The 26133-nt window shown below is 64.1% G+C and carries 21 protein-coding genes and 1 tRNA gene; 19 read left to right on the top strand and 3 right to left on the bottom strand.

Annotated features, from left to right (window positions below):
- Positions 1-214 precede the first annotated feature (214 nt).
- Positions 215-299, bottom strand: a tRNA-Leu gene (locus AC5I49_RS27740).
- Between the two features lie 34 nt (positions 300-333).
- Here AC5I49_RS27740 and rnr point away from each other — a divergent pair.
- Complete coding sequence (gene rnr / locus AC5I49_RS27735) at positions 334-2901, top strand: ribonuclease R (RefSeq protein ID WP_495790177.1); 2568 nt, start codon at positions 334-336, stop codon at positions 2899-2901.
- Positions 2902-2907: 6 nt separating this feature from the next.
- Here rnr and AC5I49_RS27730 read toward each other — a convergent pair whose 3' ends face one another.
- Both AC5I49_RS27730 and AC5I49_RS27725 read right to left on the bottom strand, forming a co-directional pair.
- Positions 2908-4488, bottom strand: a complete 1581-nt coding sequence (locus AC5I49_RS27730) for an NAD(P)H-hydrate dehydratase (RefSeq protein WP_495790176.1) — start codon at positions 4486-4488, stop codon at positions 2908-2910.
- Between the two features lie 45 nt (positions 4489-4533).
- Positions 4534-5805 (bottom strand): FAD-dependent oxidoreductase, encoded by a 1272-nt coding sequence (locus AC5I49_RS27725; RefSeq protein WP_495790175.1) that lies wholly within the window; start codon positions 5803-5805, stop codon positions 4534-4536.
- A 366-nt stretch (positions 5806-6171) separates the two neighbouring features.
- Here AC5I49_RS27725 and rpsB point away from each other — a divergent pair, with 366 nt between their 5' ends.
- From rpsB to carB, 18 genes are all read left to right on the top strand, one after another.
- Positions 6172-6924 (top strand): 30S ribosomal protein S2, encoded by a 753-nt coding sequence (gene rpsB / locus AC5I49_RS27720; RefSeq protein ID WP_016447490.1) that lies wholly within the window; start codon positions 6172-6174, stop codon positions 6922-6924.
- Between the two features lie 114 nt (positions 6925-7038).
- Positions 7039-7935 carry a translation elongation factor Ts gene (gene tsf / locus AC5I49_RS27715; RefSeq protein ID WP_016447489.1) on the top strand — a complete coding sequence of 299 codons (897 nt, stop codon included), beginning with the start codon at positions 7039-7041 and terminating at the stop codon, positions 7933-7935.
- A 65-nt stretch (positions 7936-8000) separates the two neighbouring features.
- Positions 8001-8723: a UMP kinase gene (gene pyrH / locus AC5I49_RS27710; RefSeq protein WP_016447488.1), complete on the top strand. Its 723-nt coding sequence runs from the start codon at positions 8001-8003 to the stop codon at positions 8721-8723.
- Between the two features lie 43 nt (positions 8724-8766).
- Positions 8767-9327, top strand: a complete 561-nt coding sequence (gene frr / locus AC5I49_RS27705; RefSeq protein WP_016447487.1) for a ribosome recycling factor — start codon at positions 8767-8769, stop codon at positions 9325-9327.
- A gap of 35 nt (positions 9328-9362) precedes the next feature.
- Positions 9363-10109, top strand: a complete 747-nt coding sequence (gene uppS / locus AC5I49_RS27700; protein ID WP_016447486.1) for a polyprenyl diphosphate synthase — start codon at positions 9363-9365, stop codon at positions 10107-10109.
- A 13-nt stretch (positions 10110-10122) separates the two neighbouring features.
- Positions 10123-10977: a phosphatidate cytidylyltransferase gene (locus AC5I49_RS27695; RefSeq protein ID WP_016447485.1), complete on the top strand. Its 855-nt coding sequence runs from the start codon at positions 10123-10125 to the stop codon at positions 10975-10977.
- On the top strand, positions 10974-12152 hold the full coding sequence (gene ispC / locus AC5I49_RS27690) for a 1-deoxy-D-xylulose-5-phosphate reductoisomerase (RefSeq protein WP_338500102.1): 1179 nt from the start codon (positions 10974-10976) through the stop codon (positions 12150-12152). The genes AC5I49_RS27695 and ispC overlap by 4 nt, the downstream gene beginning before the upstream one ends.
- Positions 12153-12234: 82 nt before the next feature.
- Positions 12235-13605, top strand: a complete 1371-nt coding sequence (gene rseP, locus AC5I49_RS27685; RefSeq protein WP_034347698.1) for an RIP metalloprotease RseP — start codon at positions 12235-12237, stop codon at positions 13603-13605.
- A 45-nt stretch (positions 13606-13650) separates the two neighbouring features.
- Complete coding sequence (bamA, locus tag AC5I49_RS27680; RefSeq protein WP_016447482.1) at positions 13651-15948, top strand: outer membrane protein assembly factor BamA; 2298 nt, start codon at positions 13651-13653, stop codon at positions 15946-15948.
- Positions 15948-16457: an OmpH/Skp family outer membrane protein gene (locus AC5I49_RS27675; RefSeq protein WP_016447481.1), complete on the top strand. Its 510-nt coding sequence runs from the start codon at positions 15948-15950 to the stop codon at positions 16455-16457. The genes bamA and AC5I49_RS27675 overlap by 1 nt, the downstream gene beginning before the upstream one ends.
- A gap of 24 nt (positions 16458-16481) precedes the next feature.
- Positions 16482-17489, top strand: a complete 1008-nt coding sequence (lpxD, locus tag AC5I49_RS27670) for a UDP-3-O-(3-hydroxymyristoyl)glucosamine N-acyltransferase (RefSeq protein WP_016451336.1) — start codon at positions 16482-16484, stop codon at positions 17487-17489.
- Positions 17486-17926 (top strand): 3-hydroxyacyl-ACP dehydratase FabZ, encoded by a 441-nt coding sequence (gene fabZ / locus AC5I49_RS27665; protein ID WP_012206736.1) that lies wholly within the window; start codon positions 17486-17488, stop codon positions 17924-17926. Before lpxD ends, fabZ begins: the two co-directional genes overlap by 4 nt.
- Before the next feature lie 7 nt (positions 17927-17933).
- Positions 17934-18731 carry an acyl-ACP--UDP-N-acetylglucosamine O-acyltransferase gene (gene lpxA / locus AC5I49_RS27660; RefSeq protein ID WP_017404505.1) on the top strand — a complete coding sequence of 266 codons (798 nt, stop codon included), beginning with the start codon at positions 17934-17936 and terminating at the stop codon, positions 18729-18731.
- A 21-nt stretch (positions 18732-18752) separates the two neighbouring features.
- Positions 18753-19943 carry a lipid-A-disaccharide synthase gene (lpxB, locus tag AC5I49_RS27655; protein ID WP_495790174.1) on the top strand — a complete coding sequence of 397 codons (1191 nt, stop codon included), beginning with the start codon at positions 18753-18755 and terminating at the stop codon, positions 19941-19943.
- Positions 19906-20613 carry a ribonuclease HII gene (rnhB, locus tag AC5I49_RS27650; RefSeq protein WP_016447477.1) on the top strand — a complete coding sequence of 236 codons (708 nt, stop codon included), beginning with the start codon at positions 19906-19908 and terminating at the stop codon, positions 20611-20613. The genes lpxB and rnhB overlap by 38 nt, the downstream gene beginning before the upstream one ends.
- A gap of 64 nt (positions 20614-20677) precedes the next feature.
- Entirely contained in the window at positions 20678-21469 is a 792-nt protein-coding gene (locus tag AC5I49_RS27645; protein ID WP_026062159.1) for a TrmH family RNA methyltransferase, read from the top strand.
- A 174-nt stretch (positions 21470-21643) separates the two neighbouring features.
- On the top strand, positions 21644-22816 hold the full coding sequence (carA, locus tag AC5I49_RS27640; RefSeq protein WP_016447475.1) for a glutamine-hydrolyzing carbamoyl-phosphate synthase small subunit: 1173 nt from the start codon (positions 21644-21646) through the stop codon (positions 22814-22816).
- The gene (gene carB, locus AC5I49_RS27635; RefSeq protein ID WP_016447474.1) at positions 22809-26057 is read left to right on the top strand and encodes a carbamoyl-phosphate synthase large subunit; all 3249 of its coding nucleotides are present in this window, start codon (positions 22809-22811) and stop codon (positions 26055-26057) included. The genes carA and carB overlap by 8 nt, the downstream gene beginning before the upstream one ends.
- The last annotated feature ends 76 nt before the right edge of the window (positions 26058-26133 follow it).

The raw sequence follows: 26133 nt of genomic DNA, 5'->3' as shown, positions 1-26133 counted from the left end.
GGAGTTACCCGCTAGTACCTGAAACTAGTGCGTCTACCAATTCCGCCACCTGGGCTTGCTGAAGCCGAAATTCTACTGCATTTTTTGCAGCGAAGTCCTGATCTTCGATTTTTTTCTTGAGACTGTGATCGGCCAAGTCATGAAGCCAGGGAGCCACCTTCTTGTGAAGATAGTTCCTCAGTTCACCGCAACCTCTGCAGGTTGTCGTTAAACTTGGTGCCCAGGAGAGGACTCGAACCTCCACGGAGTTACCCGCTAGTACCTGAAACTAGTGCGTCTACCAATTCCGCCACCTGGGCATCTCAGGAAAGATTTAGATTGTATACCAAGAAAATGAACCCTCACGCAAAAAGTGCCGACGCGAACGACGAAATCGGGGGCAGTGTGCAGGGGCACCGCGACGGACATGGCTTCGTCATCCGTGATGACGGCGAAGGCGACATCTTCCTTCCTCCCAATGAAATGCGTGCGGTGCTGCACAAGGACCGTGTCAAGGTTCGCATCGTGCGGCAGGACCGCCGCGGCAGGCCTGAAGGCCGCGTGGTCGAGATCATCGAGCGGCCTGCGCACAACATCATTGGCCGCTTCTTGCAGGAAAGCGGCGTGTATCTGGTCGCTCCCGAAGACAAGCGCTATGGCCAGGACATCCTGATCCCTGCCAACGCGACGGGTTCGGCCAAGATCGGGCAGGTGGTCGTGGTGGAGTTGACCGAGGCGCCTGCACTGTTCGGCCAGCCCGTGGGGCGCATCATTGAAGTGCTCGGTGAGGTCGACGATCCCGGCATGGAGATCGAGATTGCGGTGCGCAAGTACGGCGTGCCCCATGTGTTTTCCGATGCCTGCCTGGCACAGGCCAAGGCCCTGCCGGACAGGGTGCGGCCTGCCGATCGCAAGAATCGCATCGATCTGACCGATGTGCCCCTGGTCACCATCGATGGCGAGGATGCGCGCGACTTCGACGACGCCGTCTACTGCGAGCCTGCCAAGGTCGGGCGCGGCAAGGGCTGGCGCCTGCTGGTGGCGATTGCCGATGTGAGTCACTACGTGACCACGGGCAGTGCCATCGATATCGATGCCTATGACCGTGCCACCAGCGTCTATTTCCCGCGCCGCGTGATCCCCATGCTGCCCGAGAAGCTCAGCAATGGCCTGTGCTCGCTCAATCCCGATGTGGATCGCCTGTGCATGGTCTGCGACATGCTGATCACTGCAAAGGGCGATATCCATGCCTATCAGTTCTACCCCGCGGTGATGCACAGCCATGCGCGCTTCACCTATAACGAGGTGGCTGCCATCCTGGCCAATACGCGTGGCCCGGAGGCTGCCAAGCGCTCCGATCGCGTGGGCGACTTGCTGAATCTGCATGGGGTGTACCAGGCGCTGCTCAAGTCGCGCGAAGCACGCGGCGCCGTGGACTTCGAGACCACGGAGACGCAGATCGTCTGTGACGAGAACGGCCGCATCGAGAAGATCGTGCCGCGCACGCGCAACGAGGCGCACAAGCTGATTGAGGAGGCCATGCTGGCCGCCAACGTCTGCAGCGCGGACTTCATCGAGCACAGCGGCCGCGTTGGCCTGTTCCGCGTGCACGACAAGCCCTCGCTGGAGAAGCAGGACATCCTGCGCAACTACCTCAAGGCCATGGGAGTGGGTATGGCGCTTGGCGAGAATCCGGCCACGTCCGAATTCCAGGCCATTGCCAATGCCACCAAGGACCGGCCTGATGCCCAGCAGATCCACACCATGCTGCTGCGCTCGATGATGCAGGCCTTCTACACGCCTGAAAATTCGGGCCACTTCGGGCTGGCCTTCGATGCCTATACGCACTTCACCAGTCCGATTCGCCGCTATCCCGACTTGCTCGTGCACCGCGTGATCAAGGCCGAGCTTGAAGGCACGCACTATCGCCTGCCCGAGCTGCCCACGCCTGGAGAGGCCGAAGCCAAGTTGGCCAAGCGTCTGGCCTCGCGTGTCAGTGCACCCGGCCAGAAGCCGCGCAAGCGCGCGCCTGCCGCCGAGGTCCAGGCCTGGGAGGCTGCAGGCCTGCACTGCAGCGCGAACGAGCGCCGCGCCGATGAGGCCAGCCGAGATGTCGAGGCCTGGCTCAAGTGCAAGTACATGCGTGAGCATCTGGGGGAGGAGTTCGCTGGCGTGGTCTCTGCGGTCACCACCTTCGGCATCTTCGTCACGCTCGATGCCATGTATGTGGAGGGTCTGGTCCACATCACCGAGCTGGGAGGGGACTACTTCCGCTTTGATGAGGCGCGCCAGGAACTGCGGGGCGAGCGCTCGGGCATTCGCTACGGAATAGGTACGCGGCTGCGCGTTCAGGTCAGCCGTGTGGACCTGGATGGCCGGCGCATCGATTTCCGCCTGGTGCGCGACGGCGAAGAGCAGCCGGCTTCGGGTCGTTCCGGCAGGGCGCCGGCGCGCACGGAAGCCCATCAGGGCGAAAAATGGGGGCGCCGCGACGCCAAGGAAAAGCGTGCGCAGCGTAACTCCGGCGGTGCCGGCGGAGCCCGGTCTGAATCCGACGGCGCGGTGTCTTCCGGCAAGCAGGGGCGCAAGGCGTCCAAGAAGGCCATGGTCAAGGGCGTGAACCTGGCCGCGCTGGAGGCTGAATATGCGAGTGCCCAGTCTCGCCCGGCCGCGCCAGTGCGTCAAAGCGACGTGAGTGAGCCGGCCGTGGTGCCAGGTTCGTCCGCACCTGCGGCACGCGCTTCCCGCAAGGGCAGGGCGGCTGAAGCGCGCAAGTCTGTCGCCGTCGATGCTGACCACGGTCTGCCGCAGTTGCCGCCGCCATCGCCGGTGCAGGCGCTGCGCGCCTTGGGTAAGAAGGCCTTGGGGGCCGTCAAGTCCAAGGTGGCAGGCAAGACATCCAAGCCCCGGCGCAAGCCCTGAGGGCGTCTATTGGCCCAGCCGCTGGGCCAGCGCGCTGGCGCTGAACGGCATTTGCGCGGGCCATTGGTCTGCCGCATGACCGTGGCGCCAGGCCGCCAGTGTTGCGGCCTGCGCGGGGTCCAGCCCTTGCGCCCATAGCGCGGCAATCAGCCCGGCGAGAATATCTCCGGTTCCTCCGGTGGACAGCCGGGCGTTGCCTGTGGGGTTGATCCAGCAGGGCGGCGATGCATTGCCGTCGCCCTGCGGTCCGGCGATCACGGTGCCCGAGCCCTTCAGCAACGCAGTGCAGTTGAATTGGAGCGCCAGTTGCCTGGCTGCTGAAAGTCGCTGTGCCTGGACCTGGGCAGTGCTCATTTTCAGCAGGCGGGCGGCCTCCAGCGGGTGCGGTGTCAGCACCGTGTGCTGGCTGCGTCGGCTGCGTTCTTTCAGAAGCAGGGCCAGCGACTCATCTTCGGCAACCGCGTTCAGTGCGTCTGCGTCCAGTACCAGCCTGGGCGCCTGATCCAGAATTTGGGGCAGCCAGGCGCGCACCGCCATGCCGCCGCCACATCCGCACACGACGGTGGCGCGGCGCCAGTCTTGTGCTTCGGGGCTGCGCAACATGATTTCGGGCCAGGGGGAGATGGCCTGGTCTGACCCGTGCGAGGCATCGAGCAGTGCCAGCATCACGCGTCCCGCCCCGCCGTGCAAGGCTGCCAGTGCGGCCAGCCAGGCGGCGCCGGTCATGGACAGGCCGCGGTGTTCCAGCCCCTCTCCGCCCAGAATGGCCACGTCGCCAAAGCTCCCCTTATGGCTGGCATGCGGACGCGGGGCGCGGGCTTCCGGGGAGAAAAGTTGTGCGCACGGTGAGATGGCGAAGGGTGGCGCGCTGCTTGCCAGTCCTGTGTCCAGATCGTCCCACCATATCTGGCCGCAGGCGTCGCGGCCGCTTCCTGTGAACAGGCCGGGTTGCAGTGTCAGCAGAGCCAGCGTATGCCGTGCGCTGACCGGGAGGTTCATGGGCTCGAATCCAGGCAGGTATTGCCCGGTGTCGGCATCCAGGCCGGATGCGATGTCCACGCAAAGGACGGGGCTGATGCCGGACTGCAGGCTGCGCAGCAGCGGCAGCAATCGGTCATCTTTTCGGGTGGGTGGGCTTGCCGTGTCGGGTCGGCGCAGGCCGATGCCGAGCAAGGCATCAATGCACAGATCCTGAGGCCCCATGTCAGGGGGCATGTGGGCGATCCATTGCACGCCGGCCTTGTGGGCCGCATCCCATGCGGCACGCGCGTCGGCGGGCATGCGGTCGCGTTCGCGCACGCAGCTGACCAGGATGCGGCAATTGCAGGATCGTGCCGGCATCGTGTTCAGGTGCTGTTGAAGCCAGGCGGCTGCCTGCAAGCCATCTCCGCCGTTGTTCCCAGGGCCGCAGGCGATCCAGATGCGGTTGGCGTGAGGGGCGATGGCGCGTGCCAGGCGTGCCAGCCCCATGCCTGCGCGCTGCATGAGGCAGTGTTCGGGCAGTCGGGCCGCGGCCTGCTGTTCCAGGGTGCGTGTGGCCACTGTATCGAACAGTGGCAATGCGGTGGATGTGGGAATGCGCAGCATGGCCTGAGCATAGCCGCCAGCCGCAGGGCGGGGTGTCCGCAGCGGTCAGCCGAAGCGGCGCGGATCCAGCAATGCGCTGTCCAGGAAACTGGTGCGGTTGTCCATCAGGTCGCTCAGCATGCTGGCGCAGCCTTGGGCAATGGCGGCACCACAGCTGCCATGGCCCAGGTTGAGCCAGATGCCGGGCAAACCGCTGGCGCCCAGCAACGGCAGTCCATCGGCTGTGCACATGCGTGTGCCATGCCAGATCTGAACGCCCGAGGTCAGCACGGCGCTGCCGGGAAAGACCATGTTGAGTCGGTGGTACATGCGCTGCAGCGTGGCCTCGTGCATGGGGCCGTGGCTGCCCAGTTCAGCGCCGGCCACGACCCGCATGCGCTGGCCAAGGCGCACCAGGGTCATCTGCTCGCTCCAGTCGACGATGGCGTGGCGGGGCGCGTAGCCTTGTTCGCGCAGCGGAGCACTGATGCCATAGCCGCGCAGGGCGATCATGGGCAGGCGCAGGCTCAGCGGCGCGAGCAGGTTTGCGGCCTCGGCGCCAGCGCAGACGACGATGGCATCGTGCGACCGGGGCGTGTCTTCGCCTTGCAGCTGCAGGCAAGCGGTGCGCCCGGCGCCGCCGGGCTGCAGTCGCTGCACAAGGCGTTGCGTCTCGAATCGTGCTCCTGCGGACTGTGCGGCCTGCCTTTGCATCAGCGTGGCCAGGCGGCCGTTGGCGGCGCCAGCCTGCGGGAAATACAAGGAGCCTGCGAGTGCGGTCTCCTCGCCCAGCGCGGGCTCACGCAGGCGGGTCTGGGCGGCATCCAGTGCCTCGCAGCGCGTGCCCGCCTCGGCCAGCGCTGCCAGTGCAGGTTTCAGTTGCTCATGGTCGGCCTCGCTGCCCAGCAGCACCAGGCTGCCGGAGACATATTCCGGGTCCAGCTCCCACTGCCGCCACAGCGATTGCTGGAACTGCTGGCTGCGCTGGGTGAGTGTCTCCAGTGCCGCCATCGTGGCTGTGGGTTCGCCGGCTTTGCGCAGGCGCCGCCCAGCCTGGCGCCATTGCCATAGCCAGCGCAGCTGGGCTGCGAGGTTTCGGGAGCCGAGGCGTGGCAAAGCCTGCCGGCCGGGAAGCGTGGGTGAGCGTTCTGTGGTGGAGAGACCGGGGACGCTCCACGGTTGGAGCAGGCTGGGGCCCAGCCAGCCGGCATGTCCGAAGCTGGCTTCCTCGGCCACCGTGCCATGGCGCTCGTAGACGGTGACCTCGTGCCCGACCTGGGCCAGTGCGTGGGCTGTCGCAACGCCAATGCTGCCGGCGCCCACAATCGCGATGTTCATTTTGGGGTGGAATCTGCTGAAGTGCCTGAATTATCAAGCGGATGTAGCTATCACTACAGGAGTGTGTGGCCGATGCGGCAACCGTGGCTATACGGGGTGTGAGCGCGCGTTGGGTGCGAAGCCTCAGTCTTGGGATGGCGTATGCTAGAATCTTGCGGCTTTGCTAGGGGTTCACCCTGATTTTCTTCGGAATTGCCGGAGATCAGGTGATGGCTTTGGGGTGCGAGGTGTTCGTCATGAATGCCTGCCCATGCTTGCAACCCCCGTTGCAAAGTCAATCGCAAACCAGTCCCTTCAAGGTGTTGCTTCCTGTATCCAGGGGCAATTGTCGGGCTGGATTTTAGACCTAACCTTTGAGGTATTCATATGTCCGTCACTATGCGCGATATGCTGGAAGCAGGCGTCCACTTCGGTCACCAGACCCGTTTCTGGAACCCCAAGATGGCCCCCTTCATCTTCGGCCACCGCAACAAGATCCACATCATCAACCTGGAAAAGTCGCTGCCGATGTTCCAGGACGCCCAGAAGTTCGTGAAGCAGCTGGCTTCCAACGGCGGCACCATCCTGATGGTCGGCACCAAGCGTCAGGCCCGCGAGCTGGTGGCTGCCGAAGCCCAGCGCGCTGGCGTTCCTTTCGTTGACCAGCGCTGGCTGGGCGGCATGCTGACCAACTTCAAGACCGTCAAGACGTCCATCAAGCGTCTGAAGGAAATGAAGGCTCAGCAGGAAGCCGGTCTGGAAGCCATGAGCAAGAAGGAACAGCTGATGTTCGTTCGCGAACTGGAAAAGCTGGAAAAGGACATCGGCGGCATTCAGGACATGAACAGCCTGCCCGACGCCATCTTCGTGATCGACGTGGGCTTCCACAAGATTGCCGTGGCCGAAGCCAAGAAGCTGGGCATCCCCCTGGTCGGCGTGGTTGACTCCAACCACAATCCCGAAGGCATCGACTATGTCATCCCCGGTAACGACGACTCTGCCAAGGCCGTGCAACTGTACGCCCAAGGCATCGCCGACGCGATCCTGGAAGGCCGCGCTGCTGCACTGACCGACGTGGTCAAGGCCGCATCCGGCGAGAGCGGTGACGAGTTCGTGGAAGTGGAAGAATCCGCTGCCTGATTGAGCTTGTCCGGCTGAGCGACCTCGTCGCCGAATAAAAAGCGGGGCTCAGGGTAGCCCCGTTTTTTTAAGCCGAAATCCTGTAACGAATCGAACTGACATTGGAGAAATACGATGGCTGCAATTACCGCAAGCATGGTGGCTGAACTGCGCGCAAAGACTGACGCGCCCATGATGGAGTGCAAGAAGGCCCTGACCGAAGCCGAAGGCGATCTGGTCAAGGCGGAAGAGCTGCTGCGCGTCAAGCTCGGCACCAAAGCTGGCAAGGCTGCCTCGCGCGTGACCGCCGAAGGCGTGATCGCCGCCTTCATCAATGGCAACCAGGGTGCCATGATCGAAGTCAACAGCGAAACCGACTTCGTGTCCAAGAACGACAGCTTCATCGCGATGGCCAACGCCGCCGCCAAGCTGGTCGCCGAGCAAAACCCCGCCGACGTGGCCGCGCTGAGCGCACTGGCCTATGAGCAGGACGGCTTCGGTCCCACGCTGGAAGACGTGCGCAAGGGCCTGATCGGCAAGATCGGCGAAAACATGTCCTTCCGCCGCTTCAAGCGCTTCGAAGGCTCCAGCCTGGCTTCCTACCTGCACGGCTCGCGCATCGGCGTGGTCGTCGAGTTCGACGGCGATGCCACGGCTGCCAAGGATGTCGCCATGCACGTGGCCGCCATGAAGCCCGTGTCCGTGACCAGCGCCGACGTGCCCGCCGAGCTGATCGAGAAGGAGCGTACCGTTGCTGCCGCCAAGGCTGCCGAGTCCGGCAAGCCTGCCGACATCGTCGCCAAGATGGTCGAAGGCTCGGTGCAGAAGTACCTGAAGGAAGTCTCGCTGGCCGACCAGGTCTTCGTGAAGGCTGCCGACGGCAAGCAGACCGTGGCCCAGATGCTCAAGGCCGCCAACACCAACGTCAAGGGCTTCACCCTGTACGTGGTCGGCGAAGGCATTGAAAAGAAGGTCGACGACTTCGCTGCCGAAGTGGCTGCCCAGGTGGCTGCCGCCAAGGCCGGCGCCTGATCCTTCCGGGCGACCGAACCGTTCCCTTCACCATCCATCATCATCCACCACTTCGGAGAAACACCATGACCCACGCCACACCGGCCCACAAGCGCATCCTGCTCAAGCTGTCCGGTGAGGCACTCATGGGGGATGACTCGTTCGGCATCAACCGTGCGACCATCGAGCGCATGGTTTCCGAAATTGCCGAGGTCACCAAGGTTGGTGTCCAGGTGGCGGTGGTGATCGGTGGGGGGAACATCTTTCGCGGCGTGGCTGGCGGCTCGGTCGGCATGGACCGTGCCACCGCCGACTACATGGGCATGCTGGCCACGGTCATGAATGCCCTGGCCCTGGCCGATGCCATGGACAAGCAGGGGCTGACAGCCCGCGTGATGTCAGCCATTGCCATCGAGCAGGTCGTGGAGCCCTATGTGCGCCCCAAGGCCTTGCAGTACCTCGAGGAGGGCAAGGTGGTGGTGTTCGCTGCCGGCACCGGCAACCCGTTCTTCACGACCGACACGGCCGCCGCGCTGCGTGGCGCTGAAATCGGCGCCGAGGTGGTGCTCAAGGCCACCAAGGTCGACGGTGTCTACACCGACGACCCGATGAAGAACCCCGACGCGACCCGCTACCACAAGCTGGCTTTCGACGAGGCCATCTCGCGCAACCTGGGCATCATGGACGCCACCGCCTTTGCGCTGTGCCGCGATCAGAAGCTGCCGATCCGGGTGTTCTCCATCGTCAAGCCCGGCGCGCTCAAGCGCGTGGTCATGGGCGAGGACGAGGGCACGCTGGTGTACGCTTGAGTGTTTTGATACCGCGTTACACAGCTCTTCAAGGAACAAGAACATGACGATTGCAGACATCAAGAAGACCACCGAGTCCAAGATGGGCCAGTCCATCGAAGCGCTCAAGAACAATCTTGCGCGCGTGCGCACCGGTCGTGCCAATCCATCGCTGCTGGACTCCATCCATGTGGAGTACTACGGCTCCATGGTGCCGCTGTCCCAGGTGGCCAACGTCACCCTGCTTGACGCGCGCACCATCAGCGTCCAGCCCTGGGAAAAGAGCATGTCGGCCAAGGTGGAGAAGGCCATCCGCGAAAGCGATCTGGGCCTGAACCCCGCCTCGCTGGGCGACCTGATCCGCGTGCCCATGCCTCCCATGAGCGAGGAGCGCCGCAAGGAAATGACCAAGCTGGCGCGCAATGAAGGCGAAGCTTCCAAGGTCGCCGTGCGCAACCTGCGCCGCGATGCCAACGAAGCCGTCAAGAAGCTGGTCAAGGACAAGGAAGCCTCGGAAGACGATCAAAAGCGTTGCGAAGCCGATGTCCAGAAGATGACCGACAAGCACATCGCCGAGATCGATACGCTGGTGGCGGCCAAGGAACAAGACATCATGGCGGTCTGAGGCGTCCTGCCTCATTTGCCTCAGGGTCCGTACCTTTGACCAAACAAGACTCCGGCGCGGTGCCGCGCCATATTGCCGTCATCATGGATGGCAATGGACGCTGGGCCAATCGCCGCTTTCTGCCGCGACTGGCCGGCCACAAGCAGGGCGTGGAATCACTGCGCCGCTGCGCCCGCGCCTGCGTCCAGCGCGGCGTGCAGGTCCTGACCGTCTTCGCTTTCTCTTCCGAGAACTGGAACCGTCCCGAAGAGGAGGTTTCCGGTCTCATGGGCCTGCTGGCCAATGCGCTTGCCAAGGAAGTGCAGCAACTGAGCCGCGACGGCGTGCGCCTGCATTTCATCGGTGACCGCAGTGGCCTGGGCGATAAAGTGTGCGCGGGCCTTGCGCAGGCCGAGACCGTCACTGCGCACAACAATCGCCTGGTTCTCAACGTCTGCTTCAACTACGGCGGACGCTGGGACATTGCACAGGCAGCTGCCCGGCTGGCAGAGAAGGGCGAGCCCATCACCCCGCAGAGCCTGGACCGCGCGCTCGCGCTGGCCCATGTGCCCGACCCGGATCTGCTGATCCGTACCGGCGGGGAAATGCGCATCAGCAACTTCCTGCTGTGGCAGGCTGCGTATTCCGAGCTTTTCTTCAGTGACAGCTTGTGGCCTGATTTCGATGAGGCCTGCCTGGACGAGGCCATCGCGGCTTTCGCTTCACGCGAGCGGCGCTTCGGCCAGACTTCCGCGCAAGTACAACAATCACAACCGACGTCGTCCCATCCGCAGACGTCCTGAACAAGGGGGAGCCATGCTCAAGCAGCGAGTCATCACCGCCCTGATCCTGCTGGCCATCCTGTTGCCTGCGCTGTTCTATCCCACGGGTATTCCGTTCGCCGTGGTCGTGCTCGTGCTCATGGCGGCAGGTGCCTGGGAATGGGGGCGTCTCAACGGCTTTGGCACCGCGGGCGCCATCGGCATAGGCGCCATCTGCACGGCGATGTGCCTGGGCGCCTGGGCTGCCGGCTGGCTGGAGCGTCCGCTGTCAGCGCTCTGGATTGTTGCCGGTGCTGCCTGGGTGCTGGGTGGCGGGGCGCTGCTGCGTGCCGGCGTGGCTGGCTGGCCTCGCATTGCAGCGCCTGTGCGCCTGGTCGGTGGAGTGCTTGCCTTGTGGCTGGCCTGGGTCGCCGTGGTGCAGGCGCGCATGATGGGCATCAACTTCCTGCTGTCGGTGCTGGTGCTGGTCTGGGTGGCCGATGTGTTCGCGTATTTCGCAGGACGGACCCTGGGCCTGAAATTCACCAAATCCAAGCTGGCTCCCACGATCAGCCCCGGCAAGAGCTGGGAAGGCGTATGGGGCGGCATGGCAGGCGTTGTGGTGCTGGCCTTGGTCTGGGTCTGGGCTGACCGCCACTACGCGGTGGCCGTGCCCAGTTTCTATTCATTGCTGCTGGCGCGCGGGGCTTGGTTCCTGCTGCTGGCGGTTGTTTTCATGGCCGCGATGAGCGTGGTCGGCGACCTGGTCGAATCCCTGGTCAAGCGCAGCGTCGGCGTCAAGGACAGCAGTGGCCTGCTGCCCGGTCATGGCGGCGTCCTCGACCGCGTCGATGCCCTGCTGCCGACCCTGCCGCTGGCCCTGATGCTTTCCTCTTTCGCGCATTCATGAAGCAGAAAATCACCGTCCTGGGCTCCACAGGCTCCATCGGTACCAATACGCTGGATGTGGTGGCGCGCCACCGCGATCACTACGAAGTCTTTGCGCTCAGCGCGGCCACGCAGGTGGACCTGATGCTGCGCCAGTGTGCCGAATTCAAGCCCCGCTACGCCGTCATGGCCAGCGCGCCGCATGCAAGGCTGCTGGCTGAGCAGCTGCGCAGCAATGGATTGGTCACCGAAGTGCTGCAGTCGCCTGACGCGCTGGAGCAGATCGCCTCGCATCCTGAAGCCGATGCCGTCATGGCGGCCATCGTCGGTGCGGCGGGCCTGGCGCCTTGCCTGGCCGCCGCACGCGCCGGCAAGCGCCTGCTGCTGGCCAACAAGGAGGCGCTGGTGGTTGGCGGTGCACTGTTCATGGACACCGTCAAGCGCCACGGCGCAACACTGCTGCCCATAGACAGTGAGCACTCGGCCATCTTCCAGTGCCTGCCCGAAGACCGCACCAGCTGGCCCGATCGCGTGGACAGTCTGCTGCTCACAGCCTCGGGCGGGCCTTTTCGCCTGCGCGATCCGTCCACCCTGTCCGAGATCACGCCGGAGCAGGCCTGCGCGCACCCGAATTTCTCCATGGGGCGCAAGATCTCCGTGGACTCGGCCACCATGATGAACAAGGCGCTGGAGGTGATCGAGGCCCGCTGGCTGTTCGACATGGCGCCTGACAAGATCAAGGTCGTCATCCATCCGCAGCAGATCGTGCACTCCATGGTGCAGTTCAAGGATGCTTCGGTGCTCGCGCAACTGGGTACGCCCGACATGCGCGTGCCCATCGCCTGCGGCCTGGCCTGGCCCCGCCGCATCGCCAGCGGTGCGGCGCCCCTGGATTTCGCCAAGCTGTCGGCCCTGACCTTCGAGGAGGCGGATGCCGTGCGCTTTCCGGGCCTGCACCTTTCCTGGCAGGCGCTGCACGCCAGCGAGGGAACCACGGCGGTTCTCAACGCTTCCAACGAAGTCGCCGTTGCCGCCTTCCTGGAGCGGCGCCTGGCATTTGACCGTATCCACGCTGTGAATTTGCGCACGCTCGAGACCTTGCTGCCGCCTACACTGGGCAGTCTGGAAGACCTGCTGGCCCTGGACGCGCAGGCGCGCGAAATCGCGCAGACCGTGGCGCGGCAGTGGCAGCTGTGATGCCGGCTTCGCAGGTCAGGATGGTTTTCTTGATGGGCCTGCGGCGGAATCCAGAGGCGCATTGGATTCAAAGGAGTATCAATTGTTGCTGACCGTTGTCGCATTCGTGGTCGCACTGGGCTTGCTGATTGCCGTGCATGAGTGGGGCCACTACCGCGTCGCCGTGGCTTGCGGCGTGAAGGTGCTTCGCTTTTCCGTCGGATTCGGCCGCCCCATCCTGCGATGGAAGCGCAAGGGTTCGGACACGGAATTTGTCATCGGTGCACTGCCCCTTGGCGGCTATGTGCGCATGCTCGATGAGCGTGAGGGCGAGGTACCTGCCGACCAGCGCCATCTGGCATTCAACACCCAGCCGCTGCGTGCGCGTGCAGCCATCGTGGCCGCAGGTCCCGTGGCCAATCTCGTGCTGGCCATTGCGCTGCTGGCCATCGTCAATTGGGTCGGCATGCAGGAGCCCGTTGCACGGCTGGCAACACCGCCAGCAGGCACGGTGCTGCAGATGGCGGGTGTTCAAGGCGGCGATCGCGTGCTGCGCATGGCTTTGGGTGACCAGGAATGGGAAGAGGTCCGCTCCATCAATGATCTGCGCTGGACGCTGACCCGTGCAGCGCTCGATGACGAGTCCGTGCGCATGGAGGTGCTCCAGGCCCGCCGCACCGCCCCGTCCGAACTGCGGCTCGCGCTGGCTGGGCAGGTTCAGGGCGAGCCCGATGCCGCCTTCTTCGAGCGCCTGGGCTTGCTTGGTCCCTGGACGCAGCCCGTGCTGGACAAGGTGATTGCCGGTGGTGCCGCCGAGAAGGCGGGCCTGCGCCCGGGCGATCTGGTTTTGCGCGTGGGTGGCACCTCGGTGGACGATGGCACGCAGCTGCGCAATCTCATCCGCAAGATGGGCGCATCGGGCCAGGTCCGGCAGCAGATCTGGCTGGTGGAGCGCGAGGGGCGGCAGTTGCAGATCCCGGTGCTGCCCGACCTGGGCCGATCGGAAGACGGCAAGGAAAGCATCGCCCGCATCGGCGCCTACATCGGCAGCGCCCCGGAAATGGCGCTGGTGCAGCGCGGTCCGCTGGAGGGCCTGTGGGCCGGCGTGCAGCGCACCTGGGAGCTGTCGTCGTTGACACTGCGCATGATGGGCCGCATGGTGATCGGCGAGGCCTCGCTCAAGAACATCAGCGGGCCCCTGACCATTGCCGACTACGCGGGGCGTTCGGCCAGCATGGGCCTGGTCCAATATCTCTCGTTCCTGGCGCTGATCAGCATCAGCCTGGGGGTTCTCAACTTGCTCCCCCTGCCGGTGCTCGATGGTGGGCACCTGATGTATTATCTTTGGGAGGGCGTGACTGGCCGAAGCGTGTCGGAAGTCTGGGCCGGACGCTTGCAGCGTGCAGGCGTGGCGGTTTTGATGATGATGATGTCCGTCGCCTTTTTCAACGATATCAACCGGCTTTGGGGCTAACTTTTCAGCCGTTTTCGGCAAGCCGCAGCGGCGGCAAATCCATTCATGACTAAACGTATCAATCGCCTGGGCGTGCGCGCTGCATCGACCCTGGCTGCCATGGTTTTGGCTGCCAATGCAGCCTGGGCACTGGAGCCCTTCCGCGTACAGGACATCCGCATCGAAGGTCTTCAGCGCGTGGAGCCGGGCACGGTCTTCGCTTCCATCCCCCTGCGCGTGGGAGACCAGTATGACGACGACAAGGGCGCAGCCGCCATCCGCTCGCTGTTCGCACTGGGCCTGTTCAAGGACATCCGCCTGGAAGCCAACGGCAACGTGCTCGTCGTCGTGGTCGAAGAACGCCCGACCATCGCCGAAGTGAACTTCGCCGGCACCAAGGAATTCGACAAGGAAACCCTGCAAAAGGCCATGCGCGATGTGGGCCTGGCCGAGGGTCGTCCGTTCGACAAGGCACTTGCCGACCGCGCGGAGCAGGAGCTCAAGCGCCAGTACATCAACCGCAGCCTGTATGGCGCCGAAGTCGTCACGACGGTCACGCCCATCGAGCGCAACCGCGTCAACCTGACCTTCACGGTGACCGAAGGTGATCCCGCCCGTATCAACGAGATCCATATCGTCGGGAACAAGGCCTTCAGCGAATCCACGCTCAAGGACCTTTTTGACCAGGACACCGGCAACTGGATGAGCTGGTACACCAAGTCGGACCGCTATGCGCGCAACAAGCTCAACGCCGACCTGGAAACGCTGCGCTCCTACTACCTGCAGCGTGGCTACCTGGAATTCCGCGTGGACTCCACCCAGGTGGCGATCTCGCCCGACAAGCAGACCATCTCGCTGACCCTGAACATCCATGAAGGCGAGCGCTTCGTGGTCTCCGGCGTCAAGCTGGAAGGCAACTACCTGGACCGCGACGACGAATTCAAGTCCCTGGTCAAGATCAAGCCCGGCGAGCCCTACAACGCCGATCAGGTCACGGCAACGACCAAGGCCTTCACCGAGCACTTCGGCAACTTCGGCTTTGCCTTCGCGCGCGTCGAGGCCGTGCCGGACATCGACCGTGCGACCAACCGGGTGGCCCTGGTGCTGCACGCCGAGCCTTCTCGCCGCGCCTATGTGCGACGCATCAATCTCAGCGGCAACAACCGCACGCGCGACGAAGTGATCCGCCGCGAATTCCGCCAGTACGAGGCTTCCTGGTACGACGGCGACAAGATTCGCCTGTCGCGCGACCGGGTGGACCGTCTGGGCTTCTTCACCGAAGTCAACGTCGAAACCCAGGAAGTGCCGGGTTCGCCTGATCAGGTGGATCTGGTCATCTCGGTGGCTGAAAAGCCCACCGGCTCGCTGCAGCTGGGCGCTGGTTTTTCCAGCGCTGAAAAGGTTTCGCTGTCCTTCGGCATCAAGCAGGAAAACGTGTTCGGCTCGGGCAACTACCTGGGCGTGGACGTGAACACCAGCAAGTACCGCCGCACCATGGTGCTGTCGACCACGGACCCGTACTTCACGGACACCGGCATCTCGCGCACCTACGACCTGTACTACCGCACTGACCGTCCCTACTACGACGATGCGGCCTACAAGATCGTCACCTCGGGCGGCAGCGTCCGCTTTGGCGTTCCCTTCAGCGAGATCGACACCGTTTACTTCGGCGGCGGCGTTGAACGCTCCGAAATCAAGCCCGGCACCTACCTGCCCCAGGCGTACAAGGACTATGCCGACAAGTACGGCTACTCCAACACGGGCATACCGCTGACCCTGGGCTGGTCGCGCGACAGCCGCGACAGCGCGCTGGCGCCCAACTCCGGTCTCTACCAGCGCCTGAACACCGAATGGTCGGTGGGTGGCGAGGCCCGGTATGTGCGAGCCAACTACCAGATCCAGCAGTACATCCCGCTGAGCAAGAAGTACACGCTGGCACTGAACGGTGAACTGGGCTACGGCAAGGGCCTCAATGGCCGTCCGTTCCCGCTGTTCAAGAACTTCTTCTCGGGTGGCCTGGGCTCGGTGCGTGGCTTCGAGCAGGGCTCGCTGGGTCCGCGCGACACCAAGGAAAACCTGGCGCTTGGCGGCTCCAAGAAGGTGACATTGAACGCCGAGTTCATGGTTCCGTTCCCTGGTGCCGGCAATGACAGGACTTTGCGTCTTTTTACATTCCTCGATGTGGGCAATGTCTACGGAGCCAACGAGAACTTCGATCTCGGGGAGCTGCGGGCATCCACGGGCCTGGGCATCAGCTGGATTTCCCCGCTGGGTCCCCTGCGCCTGGCCTTTGCTCAACCCATCCGCAAGCAGACCGGGGATAAAATCCAGCGACTGCAATTCCAAATCGGAACCTCTTTCTAATGAAATCTCTATCTAGCCATTTTTCCCTGGCTGTGCTGCTTGGCGCCATGGCCGTTTCCGCGCACGCCCAGGAGTTCAAGGCCGGCTTTGTGAATACGGATCGCATCTTCCGTGAAGCATCGACTGCCAAGGCTGCGCAGTCCAAGCTGGAGCAGGAATTCTCCAAGCGTGAGAAGGAGCTGATTGACCAGGGCAACTCGCTCAAGAGCGCTTCGGAGAAGTTCGAGCGTGAAGCTCCCACCATGGCCGAAAGCCAGCGCGTCTCGCGCCAGCGCCAGCTGGTGGATCAGGACCGCGAGTTCCAGCGCAAGCGCCGTGAGTTCCAGGAAGACCTGAACTCCCGCAAGAACGAAGAACTGGCCCAGGTGCTGGAACGCGCCAACAAGGTGGTCAAGCAAGTGGCCGAATCCGAGAAGTACGACGTCATCCTTCAGGAAGCCGTCTACATCAACCCCAAGTACGACATCACTGACAAGGTGATCAAGGCGCTGAACGGCGGCGGCAAGTAAGCCAGCTGTCCAGGGCTGCATGCCGTGAGCGTATTGTTGGGCCAGATCCTCGATGCACTCGGTGGCGAGTTGGTCGGTGGCGAAAGGGAGATGTCCATCTCCCGCATCGCACCGCTGGACTCTGCCGGGGCCGGGGATCTCAGTTTTCTGAGCAACCCCCGCTACCGCCAGCAACTGGCCGCCTCCGAGGCGGCCTGCGTTATTGTGGCGCCCGCCATGCGCGAGCTGGCGCAGCAGCGGGGTGCCTGCATCGTGGTCCCTGATCCGTATGCGTATTTCGCCAGGGCCACGCAGTGGTGGAAGCGAAACTGCAGGCCCGTGGCGCCGGCCGGTATCCATCCGAGCGCCGTGGTGCACGAGAGCGCCATCGTTGATGCATCGGCCACCATTGGCCCGCTGTGCGTGGTCGAGGAGGGTGCCACGATCGGTGCCCACACCGTGCTCAAGTCGCGCGTCACCATTGGCGAGAACTGCCATGTGGGCGCGCGCTGTCTGCTGCATTCCGGCGTGGTGCTGGGGGCGGACGGCTTTGGGTTCGCGCCCGAGAACGGCGCATGGGTGAAGATCGAGCAGCTCGGCGGCGTGCGGATCGGCGACGATGTGGAAATCGGCGCCAATACCTGCATAGACCGGGGTGCGCTGGACGACACGGTGATCGAGGATGGGGTCAAGCTCGACAACCTGATCCAGATCGGTCACAACGTGCACGTCGGCAGGCATACGGCCATGGCCGGCTGCGTGGGGGTGGCCGGCAGCGCGCGCATTGGCGCGCATTGCACCGTGGGAGGCGGGGCCATCGTGCTGGGCCATCTGCAGCTGGCTGACCGGGTGCATATTTCGGCAGCGACGGTAGTGACCCGTTCGCTGACACAATCAGGTGTTTACACGGGCATGTTTCCCGTGGATGAAAACGCCAAATGGGAAAAAAATGCTGCGACGCTGAAGCAGCTGCACTCCATGCGCGATCGCATCAAGGCCCTGGAGCGGCAACTGCAGCAATCGGCGGATCAAGGCCATAACGGAACGCAATGATGGATATTCACGCAATTCTCAAGCAACTGCCCCACCGCTACCCCTTCCTGCTGGTGGACAAGGTCACGGAGCTTGAGCGCAATACACGCATCAAGGCGATCAAGAACGTCACGTTCAACGAGCCCTATTTCATGGGCCATTTCCCAGGCCGTCCCGTCATGCCGGGCGTGCTCATCCTGGAGGCGCTGGCGCAGGCTGCCGGCCTGCTGGCCTTCGATGCCATGGGCCAGGTTCCCGACGAAAACAACATCTACTACTTCGTGGGCATCGACGGGGCGCGCTTCAAGCGTCCCGTGGAGCCGGGCGACCAGCTGGTGCTGGAGATCACCATCGACCGTGTGCGCGGCGGCATCTGGAAGTTCAAGGGCGTGGCTCGCGTCGAAGACGAAGTGGCCTGCGAAGCCGAGCTGATGTGCACCATGCGCAACGTGGGCTGACGGGCGCATGGCTGGCATTGAACGCATCCATCCCACGGCACTGATAGATTCCGCTGCGCAGCTGGATTCGTCGGTGTCGGTCGGCGCCTATGCCGTCATCGGACCGCATGTGGAAATCGGCGCCGGCACCACCATCGGCGCGCATTGCGTTGTCGAAGGCCATACCCGCATTGGCTGCGACAACCGGATTTTCCAGTTCGCGTCCCTGGGCGCGCAGCCCCAGGACAAGAAGTACGCAGGCGAGCCTACCCGGCTGGTTATCGGCGATCGCAATACGGTGCGGGAGTTCTGTACCTTCAACACCGGTACCGTGCAGGACCAGGGCGTCACGGCCATCGGCGACGACAACTGGATCATGGCCTATGTGCATGTGGCCCATGACTGCGTTGTCGGCAGCCACACCATCCTGGCCAACAACGCCACTCTGGCCGGCCACGTGCACGTGGGCGACCATGTCATCCTGGGCGGCCTGACGGGTGTGCACCAGTTCACCAAGGTGGGCGCCCATGCCATGGCCGGCTTTGCCAGTCATATCTCGCAGGATGTGCCGCCCTTCATGATGGTGGATGGCAATCCGCTGGCCGTGCGCGGCTTCAATATCGAAGGCTTGCGCCGTCGCGGCTTCGGGCCGCAGCGCATTCAGGCCGTCAAGCAGATGCACCGTCTGCTGTACCGCCAGGGACTGACCCTTGAAGCTGCGCGAGAAGCCATTGCTTCGCTGGAGGGTGAACTGCCCGAGGCCGCGGCCGATGTATCGCTGATGCTGGATTTCCTGGCGGCTTCGACCCGGGGCATTGCGCGCTGATCTGGCGCGCGAAAGGACGGCATGACAGAGAACGCGGCGCCATCGGCGCGCCTGAGTCCATCGATTGCCATGGTCGCCGGAGAAACCTCTGGCGACCTGCTGGCGTCCTTGCTCCTGGGTGGGCTGCAGTCCCGCTGGCCAGAGGCCTCGGCCTTTGGCATCGGCGGGCTGCAGATGCAGCAGCGCGGCTTTGAAGCCTGGTGGTCCAGCGAGCGCTTGGCCGTGCATGGATACAGCTGGGAAGTGTTTCGCCGGCTGGCCGAGATTCTGAATATCCGACGCCAGCTGCGTCAGCGACTGCTCCAGCAGCGGCCGGCCGTCTTTGTCGGCATCGACGCGCCGGACTTCAACCTGGGGCTGGAAACCGATCTGCGTGCTGCGGGCATCAAGACCGTGCATTTCGTCTGTCCTTCGATCTGGGCCTGGCGTGCCGATCGCGTCGACAAGATCCGCCGCGCGGCCGATCATGTCCTGTGCATCTTCCCCTTTGAACCCGAGTTGCTGGCCCGCCATGGCATAGACGCGACCTACGTGGGCCATCCCCTGGCCAGCGTGATTCCGCTGCAGCCCGACCGCGCCGGTGCACGCCGCCGGTTGGGGCTGCCCGAAGATGGTCTGGTGCTGGCCGTACTGCCCGGCAGTCGGCGCTCTGAAATACGTTACCTGGCTGCCCGCTTCTTTCAGGCGGCAGCTTTGGTTCGGAAGGCGCTGCCAGCTATTAAAATAGTAGTGCCTGCTGTGCCTTCGCAATTCGACGAGCTGCAGCGCATTGCCGCGCAAGCCGGCATGGCTTCGTCGCTGCACATCGTGCGCGGCCAGTCCCATGACGCATTGGCAGCCTGTGACGTGACGCTGATAGCCAGCGGCACGGCCACGCTGGAAGCCGCCTTGTACAAGCGGCCCATGGTGATCGGCTACAACATGCACCCGTGGAGCTGGCGTCTGATGCGTGGCAAGCAGCTGCAGCCCTGGGTGGGCCTGCCCAACATCCTGTGCGGCGATTTCGTCGTGCCCGAGCTGATCCAGGATGCGGCAACGCCCCAGGCGCTGAGCGCGGCCGTGCTGCAATGGCTGCAGGCCTGCGAGCATTCCCCTTCAACCGTCGAAGCGCTGGTACAGCGCTTCACAGCGCTGCACCATGAATTGCGGCGCGATACTGCCGAACTGGCCGCCCATGCGATCGAGAAAATCATTGCCCCCACTGCCGCCTGAACAGGCGTGCCTGCCCTGGCATCCGCCGGGGTTGGTTGCGGGCGTGGACGAAGCGGGCCGCGGCCCGTTGGCCGGCCCCGTGGTGGCCGCCGCTGTCATTCTTGACGATCTCCATCCCATCGAGGGCCTGAACGATTCCAAGAAGCTCACGGCTGCGCGCCGCGAGGCACTCTATGACGAGATCCGTGCCAAGGCGCTGTGCTGCAGCATTGCCGAGGCCTCGGTCGAAGAGATCGATCGCCTGAACATCCTGCAGGCCACGCTGCTGGCCATGCGCCGCGCGGTGCTGGGCCTGCGATTGAAGCCGGTACTGGTTCTGGTGGATGGCAACCAGTTGCCCGTGCTGGATGTGCAGGCCGAGGCCATCGTCAAGGGCGATGCCCTGGTGCAGTCCATCTCGGCGGCCTCCATTCTTGCCAAGGTCACGCGGGATCGGTGGTGCCAGCGCCTGCATGAGCAATACCCGGAATACGGCTTCGACGGCCACAAGGGCTATGGCACGGCGGCCCATCTTGCCGCGCTGCGCCTGCATGGCGCCTGCCAGGAGCACCGACGAACCTTCGCGCCCGTGGCCCATGTCGTGAGCATTGCCCGCAGGGCCGAGCCGCTGGCAGCCGCCCGCGTGGCCGCTGCGGCGCAGGGCGCGCAGGCCTTGCTGCTGTCGGCCTGAGCGCCTTCGCTTTCTGCGCCCGTGGCGCTGTTCTTCGCTGTTCTCTTTGCCCGGAAGCCTTGCCATGAGCCGACAACCTGCCGCTACATCGATCCAGTCCCGTGACAACGCCCTGGTCAAGGATTTGCGAAGGCTTGCCCAGGACAGCGGGGCCTACCGCAAACAAGGACGTGTCTGGCTGGAGGGGGACCATCTGTGCCGTGCTGCCCTGGCGCGCGGCATGCAGCCCGCCGTGGCCGTGGTGGCCGAGTCCTTCTGGCCTCAGGTGCCGCTGGAGTGGGTGCAGGGCGCAGGCAAGTGCGTGGTGCTGTCCGATGCCGTGTTTGCCGAGGTCAGCGGACTGGAGTCTCCGGCGCGCATCGGCTTTCTGATGGACTGGCAGGCGTCGGCGGCCGTGCGTGCCGGCGTGGCCACCGTGGTGCTCGACCGTGTGCAGGACGCAGGCAACGTGGGCTCCATTCTTCGCAGTGCGGCCGCTTTCGGCTTCGGCCAGATCGTGGCCTTGAAGGGCACGGCTGCGCTGTGGAGCCAGAAGGTGCTGCGCGCCGGAATGGGCGCGCATTTCGGGCTGCACCTGGTGGAGTCGGCGTCACCCGAGGACCTGAATGCGCTTGGCTTGCCCCTGATCGTGACCAGCTCCCATCAAGGTGAACTGATCCAGAGCGCCGCTCTGCCCTGGCCGTGCGCCTGGGCCATGGGCCATGAAGGGCAGGGCGTTGGCGAGGCGCTGATGCAGCAGGCGGCGCAGCATGTGCGCATCGGCCAGCCGGGTGGTGAAGAGTCTCTGAACGTGGCTGCGGCAGCGGCGATATGCCTGCACGCAAGCAGCGTGAGTGCCGGCTCACGTCAAGGGTAATCCCGCCTCCTGTCAGGAGGCTGAAGCGCGACCAGCCTATAATGGGCGGCTTTCAAGCATTCCACAATACGCCTAGCGACGCTTCCTCGCCACCCCCTGCAGACAAGCTGTAAACCGCACGGACCCGTCCGTGCGGCACGCTGGGCGTAACCGTAATTAGAACCGGAGAACCCAGTGCTTTTGTCTCTCAAGGGAGCATTCCCATCCGCCATCCTGGCGCTCGCAGACGGCACGGTCTTTGTTGGCAACTCGATCGGTGCGCAAGGCACCACGGTTGGTGAAGTCGTTTTCAACACGGCAATCACCGGCTACCAGGAAATCCTCACCGACCCCAGCTACTGCCAGCAGATCGTGACGCTCACGTATCCGCACATCGGCAACTACGGCGTCAACGCAGAGGATGTCGAGGCTGGCAAGGTCCATGCGGCGGGCCTGATCATCAAGAACCTTCCGCTGCTGGCCAGCAACTTCCGCAAGTCCGAGACCCTGCCCGACTACCTCACGCGCAGCGGCACGGTGGCGATTGCCAACATCGACACGCGCAAGCTCACACGGCTGCTGCGCGACAAGGGCGCACAAAACGGCGCCATCGTCGGTTTGGCCGCTGGCGAAGAAGTGACCCAGGCGCGCATCGACGAGGCACTGGCTGCGGCCAAGGCGGCCCCCAGCATGAAGGGCCTGGATCTGGCCCAGGTGGTGAGCGCCGCCCAGCAGTACGAATGGACGGAAACCGAGTGGAAGCTGGGCGAAGGCTACGGCCAGCAGCAGGCCCCGCGTTTCCATGTGGTGGCCTATGACTTCGGCGTGAAGTTCAACATTCTGCGCATGCTGGCCGAGCGCGGCTGCAAGCTGACCGTGGTGCCGGCCAAGACGCCCGCCAAGGATGTGCTGGCACTCAACCCCGACGGCGTTTTCCTGTCCAACGGCCCTGGCGACCCGGAGCCCTGCGACTACGCCATTGCCGCGACCAAGGAACTGGTGGAGTCCGGCAAGCCCGTCTTCGGCATCTGCCTGGGTCATCAGATCATGGCCCTGGCCGCTGGCGCCAAGACCTTCAAGATGGCCAACAGCCACCACGGCGCCAACCACCCCGTCAAGGACCTGGACAACGGCCGCGTGAGCATCACCAGCCAGAACCACGGTTTTGCCGTGGAGATGGAGTCCCTGCCCGACACGCTGCGCGCCACGCACATCAGCCTGTTCGACGGCACGCTGCAAGGCCTTGAGCACAAGGACAAGCCTGCGTTCTGCTTCCAGGGCCACCCCGAGGCTTCGCCCGGCCCGCACGATATCGCCTACCTGTTTGACCGCTTCACGGCGCTGATGGAGAAACACAAAAATGCCTAAGCGCACCGACCTCAAAAGCATTCTGATCATTGGCGCCGGTCCCATCGTCATCGGCCAGGCCTGCGAGTTTGACTACTCCGGCGTGCAGGCCTGCAAGGCGTTGCGCGAAGAGGGCTACAAGGTCATCCTGATCAACAGCAACCCTGCCACGATCATGACCGACCCGGCCACGGCCGACGTCACCTACATCGAGCCCATCACCTGGCAGACGGTCGAGAAGATCATCGCCAAGGAGCGTCCCGACGCCATCCTGCCGACCATGGGCGGCCAGACCGCGCTGAACTGCGCGCTGGACCTGTGGCGCAACGGCGTGCTGCACAAGTACAAGGTCGAGCTGATCGGCGCCACGCCCGAGGCCATCGACAAGGCCGAGGACCGCCTCAAGTTCAAGGATGCGATGACGCGCATCGGCCTGGGTTCGGCACGCTCGGGCATCGCCCATTCGATGGACGAAGCCTGGGCCGTGCAAAAGGAAATGGGCTTTCCCACCGTCATCCGCCCCAGCTTCACGCTGGGCGGCACGGGCGGCGGCATTGCCTACAACCCCGAAGAGTTCGAGACCATCTGCAAGCGCGGGCTGGAAGCGTCCCCGACCAATGAGCTGCTGATCGAGGAATCGCTGCTCGGCTGGAAGGAGTACGAGATGGAAGTCGTCCGCGACAAGGCGGACAACTGCATCATCATCTGCTCCATCGAGAACCTGGACCCCATGGGCGTGCACACTGGCGACTCGATCACCGTGGCGCCTGCGCAGACGCTGACCGACAAGGAATACCAGATCATGCGCAACGCCTCGCTGGCGGTGCTGCGCGAGATCGGTGTGGACACGGGTGGCTCCAACGTGCAGTTCTCGGTGAATCCGAAGGACGGTCGCATGATCGTCATCGAGATGAACCCGCGCGTGTCGCGTTCCTCGGCGCTGGCCTCCAAGGCCACGGGCTTCCCCATCGCCAAGGTCGCTGCCAAGCTGGCCGTGGGCTATACGCTGGACGAACTCAAGAACGACATCACGGGCGGCAAGACGCCTGCGTCGTTCGAGCCCTCGATCGACTACGTGGTCACCAAGATCCCGCGTTTCGCGTTCGAGAAGTTCCCGGCTGCCGACAACCGCCTGACCACGCAGATGAAGTCCGTGGGCGAGGTCATGGCCATTGGCCGCACCTTCCAGGAATCCTTCCAGAAGGCGCTGCGCGGCCTGGAAGTCGGCGTGGACGGCATGAACGAAAAGACCCAGGACCGCGAGATCCTCGAAAAGGAACTCGGCGAACCAGGTCCGGACCGCATCTGGTATGTGGGTGACGCCTTTGCTGCCGGCTGGACGCTGGACGAAGTGCACAACATCACCAAGATCGACAAGTGGTTCCTCGTGCAGATCGAAGAGATCGTCAAGATCGAACTCGAACTGGACAAGGTCTACGAGGAAAAGGGCGATGCCGCGCTGGCTGCACTGGACGCCACCACGCTGCGCACGCTCAAGCAAAAGGGCTTCTCCGACCGCCGCCTTGCCAAGCTGCTGCACAGCACCGACAAGGCCGTGCGCGAGGCGCGCAAGGCACTGGGCGTGCGCCCCGTGTTCAAGCGCGTGGACACCTGCGCTGCCGAGTTCGCCACCGACACCGCCTACATGTACTCCACCTATGACGAGGAGTGCGAAGCCGAGCCGACGGACAAGAAAAAGATCATGGTGCTGGGCGGTGGCCCGAACCGCATCGGCCAGGGCATCGAGTTCGACTACTGCTGCGTGCATGCCGCGCTCGCCATGCGCGAGGACGGCTATGAAACCATCATGGTCAACTGCAACCCCGAAACCGTGTCCACCGACTACGACACCTCGGACCGCCTGTACTTCGAGCCGCTGACGCTGGAAGACGTGCTCGAAGTCGTGGCTGTCGAGAAGCCGGTCGGCGTCATCGTGCAGTACGGTGGCCAGACGCCCTTGAAGCTCGCCCTGGGCCTGGAAAAGGAAGGCGTGCCCATCATCGGCACCACGCCCGACATGATCGACGCGGCCGAAGACCGCGAGCGCTTCCAGAAGCTGCTGCATGAACTGGGCCTGCGCCAGCCGCCCAATGCCACGGCCCGTACCGAGCCCGAAGCGCTGGAAAAGGCGGCCGGCCTGGGCTACCCCCTGGTCGTGCGTCCCAGCTATGTGCTGGGTGGCCGTGCCATGGAAATCGTGCATGAGCAGCGCGACCTGGAGCGCTACATGCGCGAAGCCGTCAAGGTCAGCAATGACTCGCCCGTGCTGCTGGACCACTTCCTGTCCAACGCCATCGAGTGCGATGTGGACTGCGTGCGTGACCGCGAAGGCGCCGTCTTCATCGGCGGCGTGATGGAGCACATCGAGCAGGCCGGCGTGCATTCGGGCGATTCCGCCTGCTCGCTGCCGCCTTACTACCTCAAGCCCGAGACCGTGGCCGAGATCAAGCGCCAGACGGCTGCCATGGCCAACGCGCTGAGCGTGGTCGGCCTGATGAACGTGCAGTTCGCCATCAAGGAAACGGCCGATGGCGACGTGATCTACGTGCTGGAAGTCAATCCGCGTGCCTCGCGCACCGTGCCCTTCGTCTCCAAGGCCACGGGCATCCAGCTGGCCAAGGTGGCTGCGCGCTGCATGGCCGGCGACACGCTGGCCCAGCAAGGCATCACCAAGGAAGTCACGCCGCCGTACTTCAGCGTCAAGGAAGCCGTCTTCCCGTTCGTGAAGTTCCCGGGCGTGGACACCATCCTCGGCCCCGAGATGAAGTCCACCGGCGAAGTCATGGGCGTGGGCAAGACCTTTGGCGAAGCCTTCGTCAAGAGCCAGCTGGGCGCCGGCGTGGCACTGCCCACCCAGGGCAAGGTCTTCCTGACCGTGAAGAACGCCGACAAGCCGCGCGCCGTGGCCGTGGCCAAGGAACTGGCTGCCATGGGCTTCGTGCTGTGCGCCACGCGCGGCACGGCAGCGGCCATCTCCGAGGCAGGTATCGAGGTGCAGCTCGTCAACAAGGTGACCGAGGGCCGCCCCCACATCGTGGACATGATCAAGAACGGCGAGATCGCCATGGTCATCAACACGGTGGAAGAGCGCCGCAACGCCATCGCCGACTCGCGCGCCATCCGCACCAGCGCCCTGCTGGCGCGCGTGACCACCTTCACCACCATCTTCGGTGCCGAAGCCGCCGTCGAAGGCATGAAGTCCATGGGCAACATGGATGTGCACTCCGTCCAGGAACTGCACGCCCAGCTGCAGACGGCCTGATCCTTCCGCACTGCCGCCCCTCGTTTCTGACGAGGTGCAGCCGGCGGCACTGTCCGACAGTGCCGCCGGGTTTTCC

This window comes from Delftia sp. (assembly GCF_059499305.1).
Note: the sequence above shows the minus strand (reverse complement) of the source record. Positions and strands in the feature narration are given on the sequence as shown.

Coding starts and splice junctions, on each gene's coding strand:
- rnr (WP_495790177.1), top strand. CDS start 334: ATGAACCCTCACGCAAAAAGTGCCGACGCGAACGACGAAATCGGGGGC.
- AC5I49_RS27730 (WP_495790176.1), bottom strand. CDS start 4,488: ATGCTGCGCATTCCCACATCCACCGCATTGCCACTGTTCGATACAGTG.
- AC5I49_RS27725 (WP_495790175.1), bottom strand. CDS start 5,805: ATGAACATCGCGATTGTGGGCGCCGGCAGCATTGGCGTTGCGACAGCC.
- rpsB (WP_016447490.1), top strand. CDS start 6,172: ATGTCCGTCACTATGCGCGATATGCTGGAAGCAGGCGTCCACTTCGGT.
- tsf (WP_016447489.1), top strand. CDS start 7,039: ATGGCTGCAATTACCGCAAGCATGGTGGCTGAACTGCGCGCAAAGACT.
- pyrH (WP_016447488.1), top strand. CDS start 8,001: ATGACCCACGCCACACCGGCCCACAAGCGCATCCTGCTCAAGCTGTCC.
- frr (WP_016447487.1), top strand. CDS start 8,767: ATGACGATTGCAGACATCAAGAAGACCACCGAGTCCAAGATGGGCCAG.
- AC5I49_RS27695 (WP_016447485.1), top strand. CDS start 10,123: ATGCTCAAGCAGCGAGTCATCACCGCCCTGATCCTGCTGGCCATCCTG.
- ispC (WP_338500102.1), top strand. CDS start 10,974: ATGAAGCAGAAAATCACCGTCCTGGGCTCCACAGGCTCCATCGGTACC.
- bamA (WP_016447482.1), top strand. CDS start 13,651: ATGACTAAACGTATCAATCGCCTGGGCGTGCGCGCTGCATCGACCCTG.
- AC5I49_RS27675 (WP_016447481.1), top strand. CDS start 15,948: ATGAAATCTCTATCTAGCCATTTTTCCCTGGCTGTGCTGCTTGGCGCC.
- fabZ (WP_012206736.1), top strand. CDS start 17,486: ATGATGGATATTCACGCAATTCTCAAGCAACTGCCCCACCGCTACCCC.
- lpxA (WP_017404505.1), top strand. CDS start 17,934: ATGGCTGGCATTGAACGCATCCATCCCACGGCACTGATAGATTCCGCT.
- lpxB (WP_495790174.1), top strand. CDS start 18,753: ATGACAGAGAACGCGGCGCCATCGGCGCGCCTGAGTCCATCGATTGCC.
- rnhB (WP_016447477.1), top strand. CDS start 19,906: ATGCGATCGAGAAAATCATTGCCCCCACTGCCGCCTGAACAGGCGTGC.
- AC5I49_RS27645 (WP_026062159.1), top strand. CDS start 20,678: ATGAGCCGACAACCTGCCGCTACATCGATCCAGTCCCGTGACAACGCC.
- carB (WP_016447474.1), top strand. CDS start 22,809: ATGCCTAAGCGCACCGACCTCAAAAGCATTCTGATCATTGGCGCCGGT.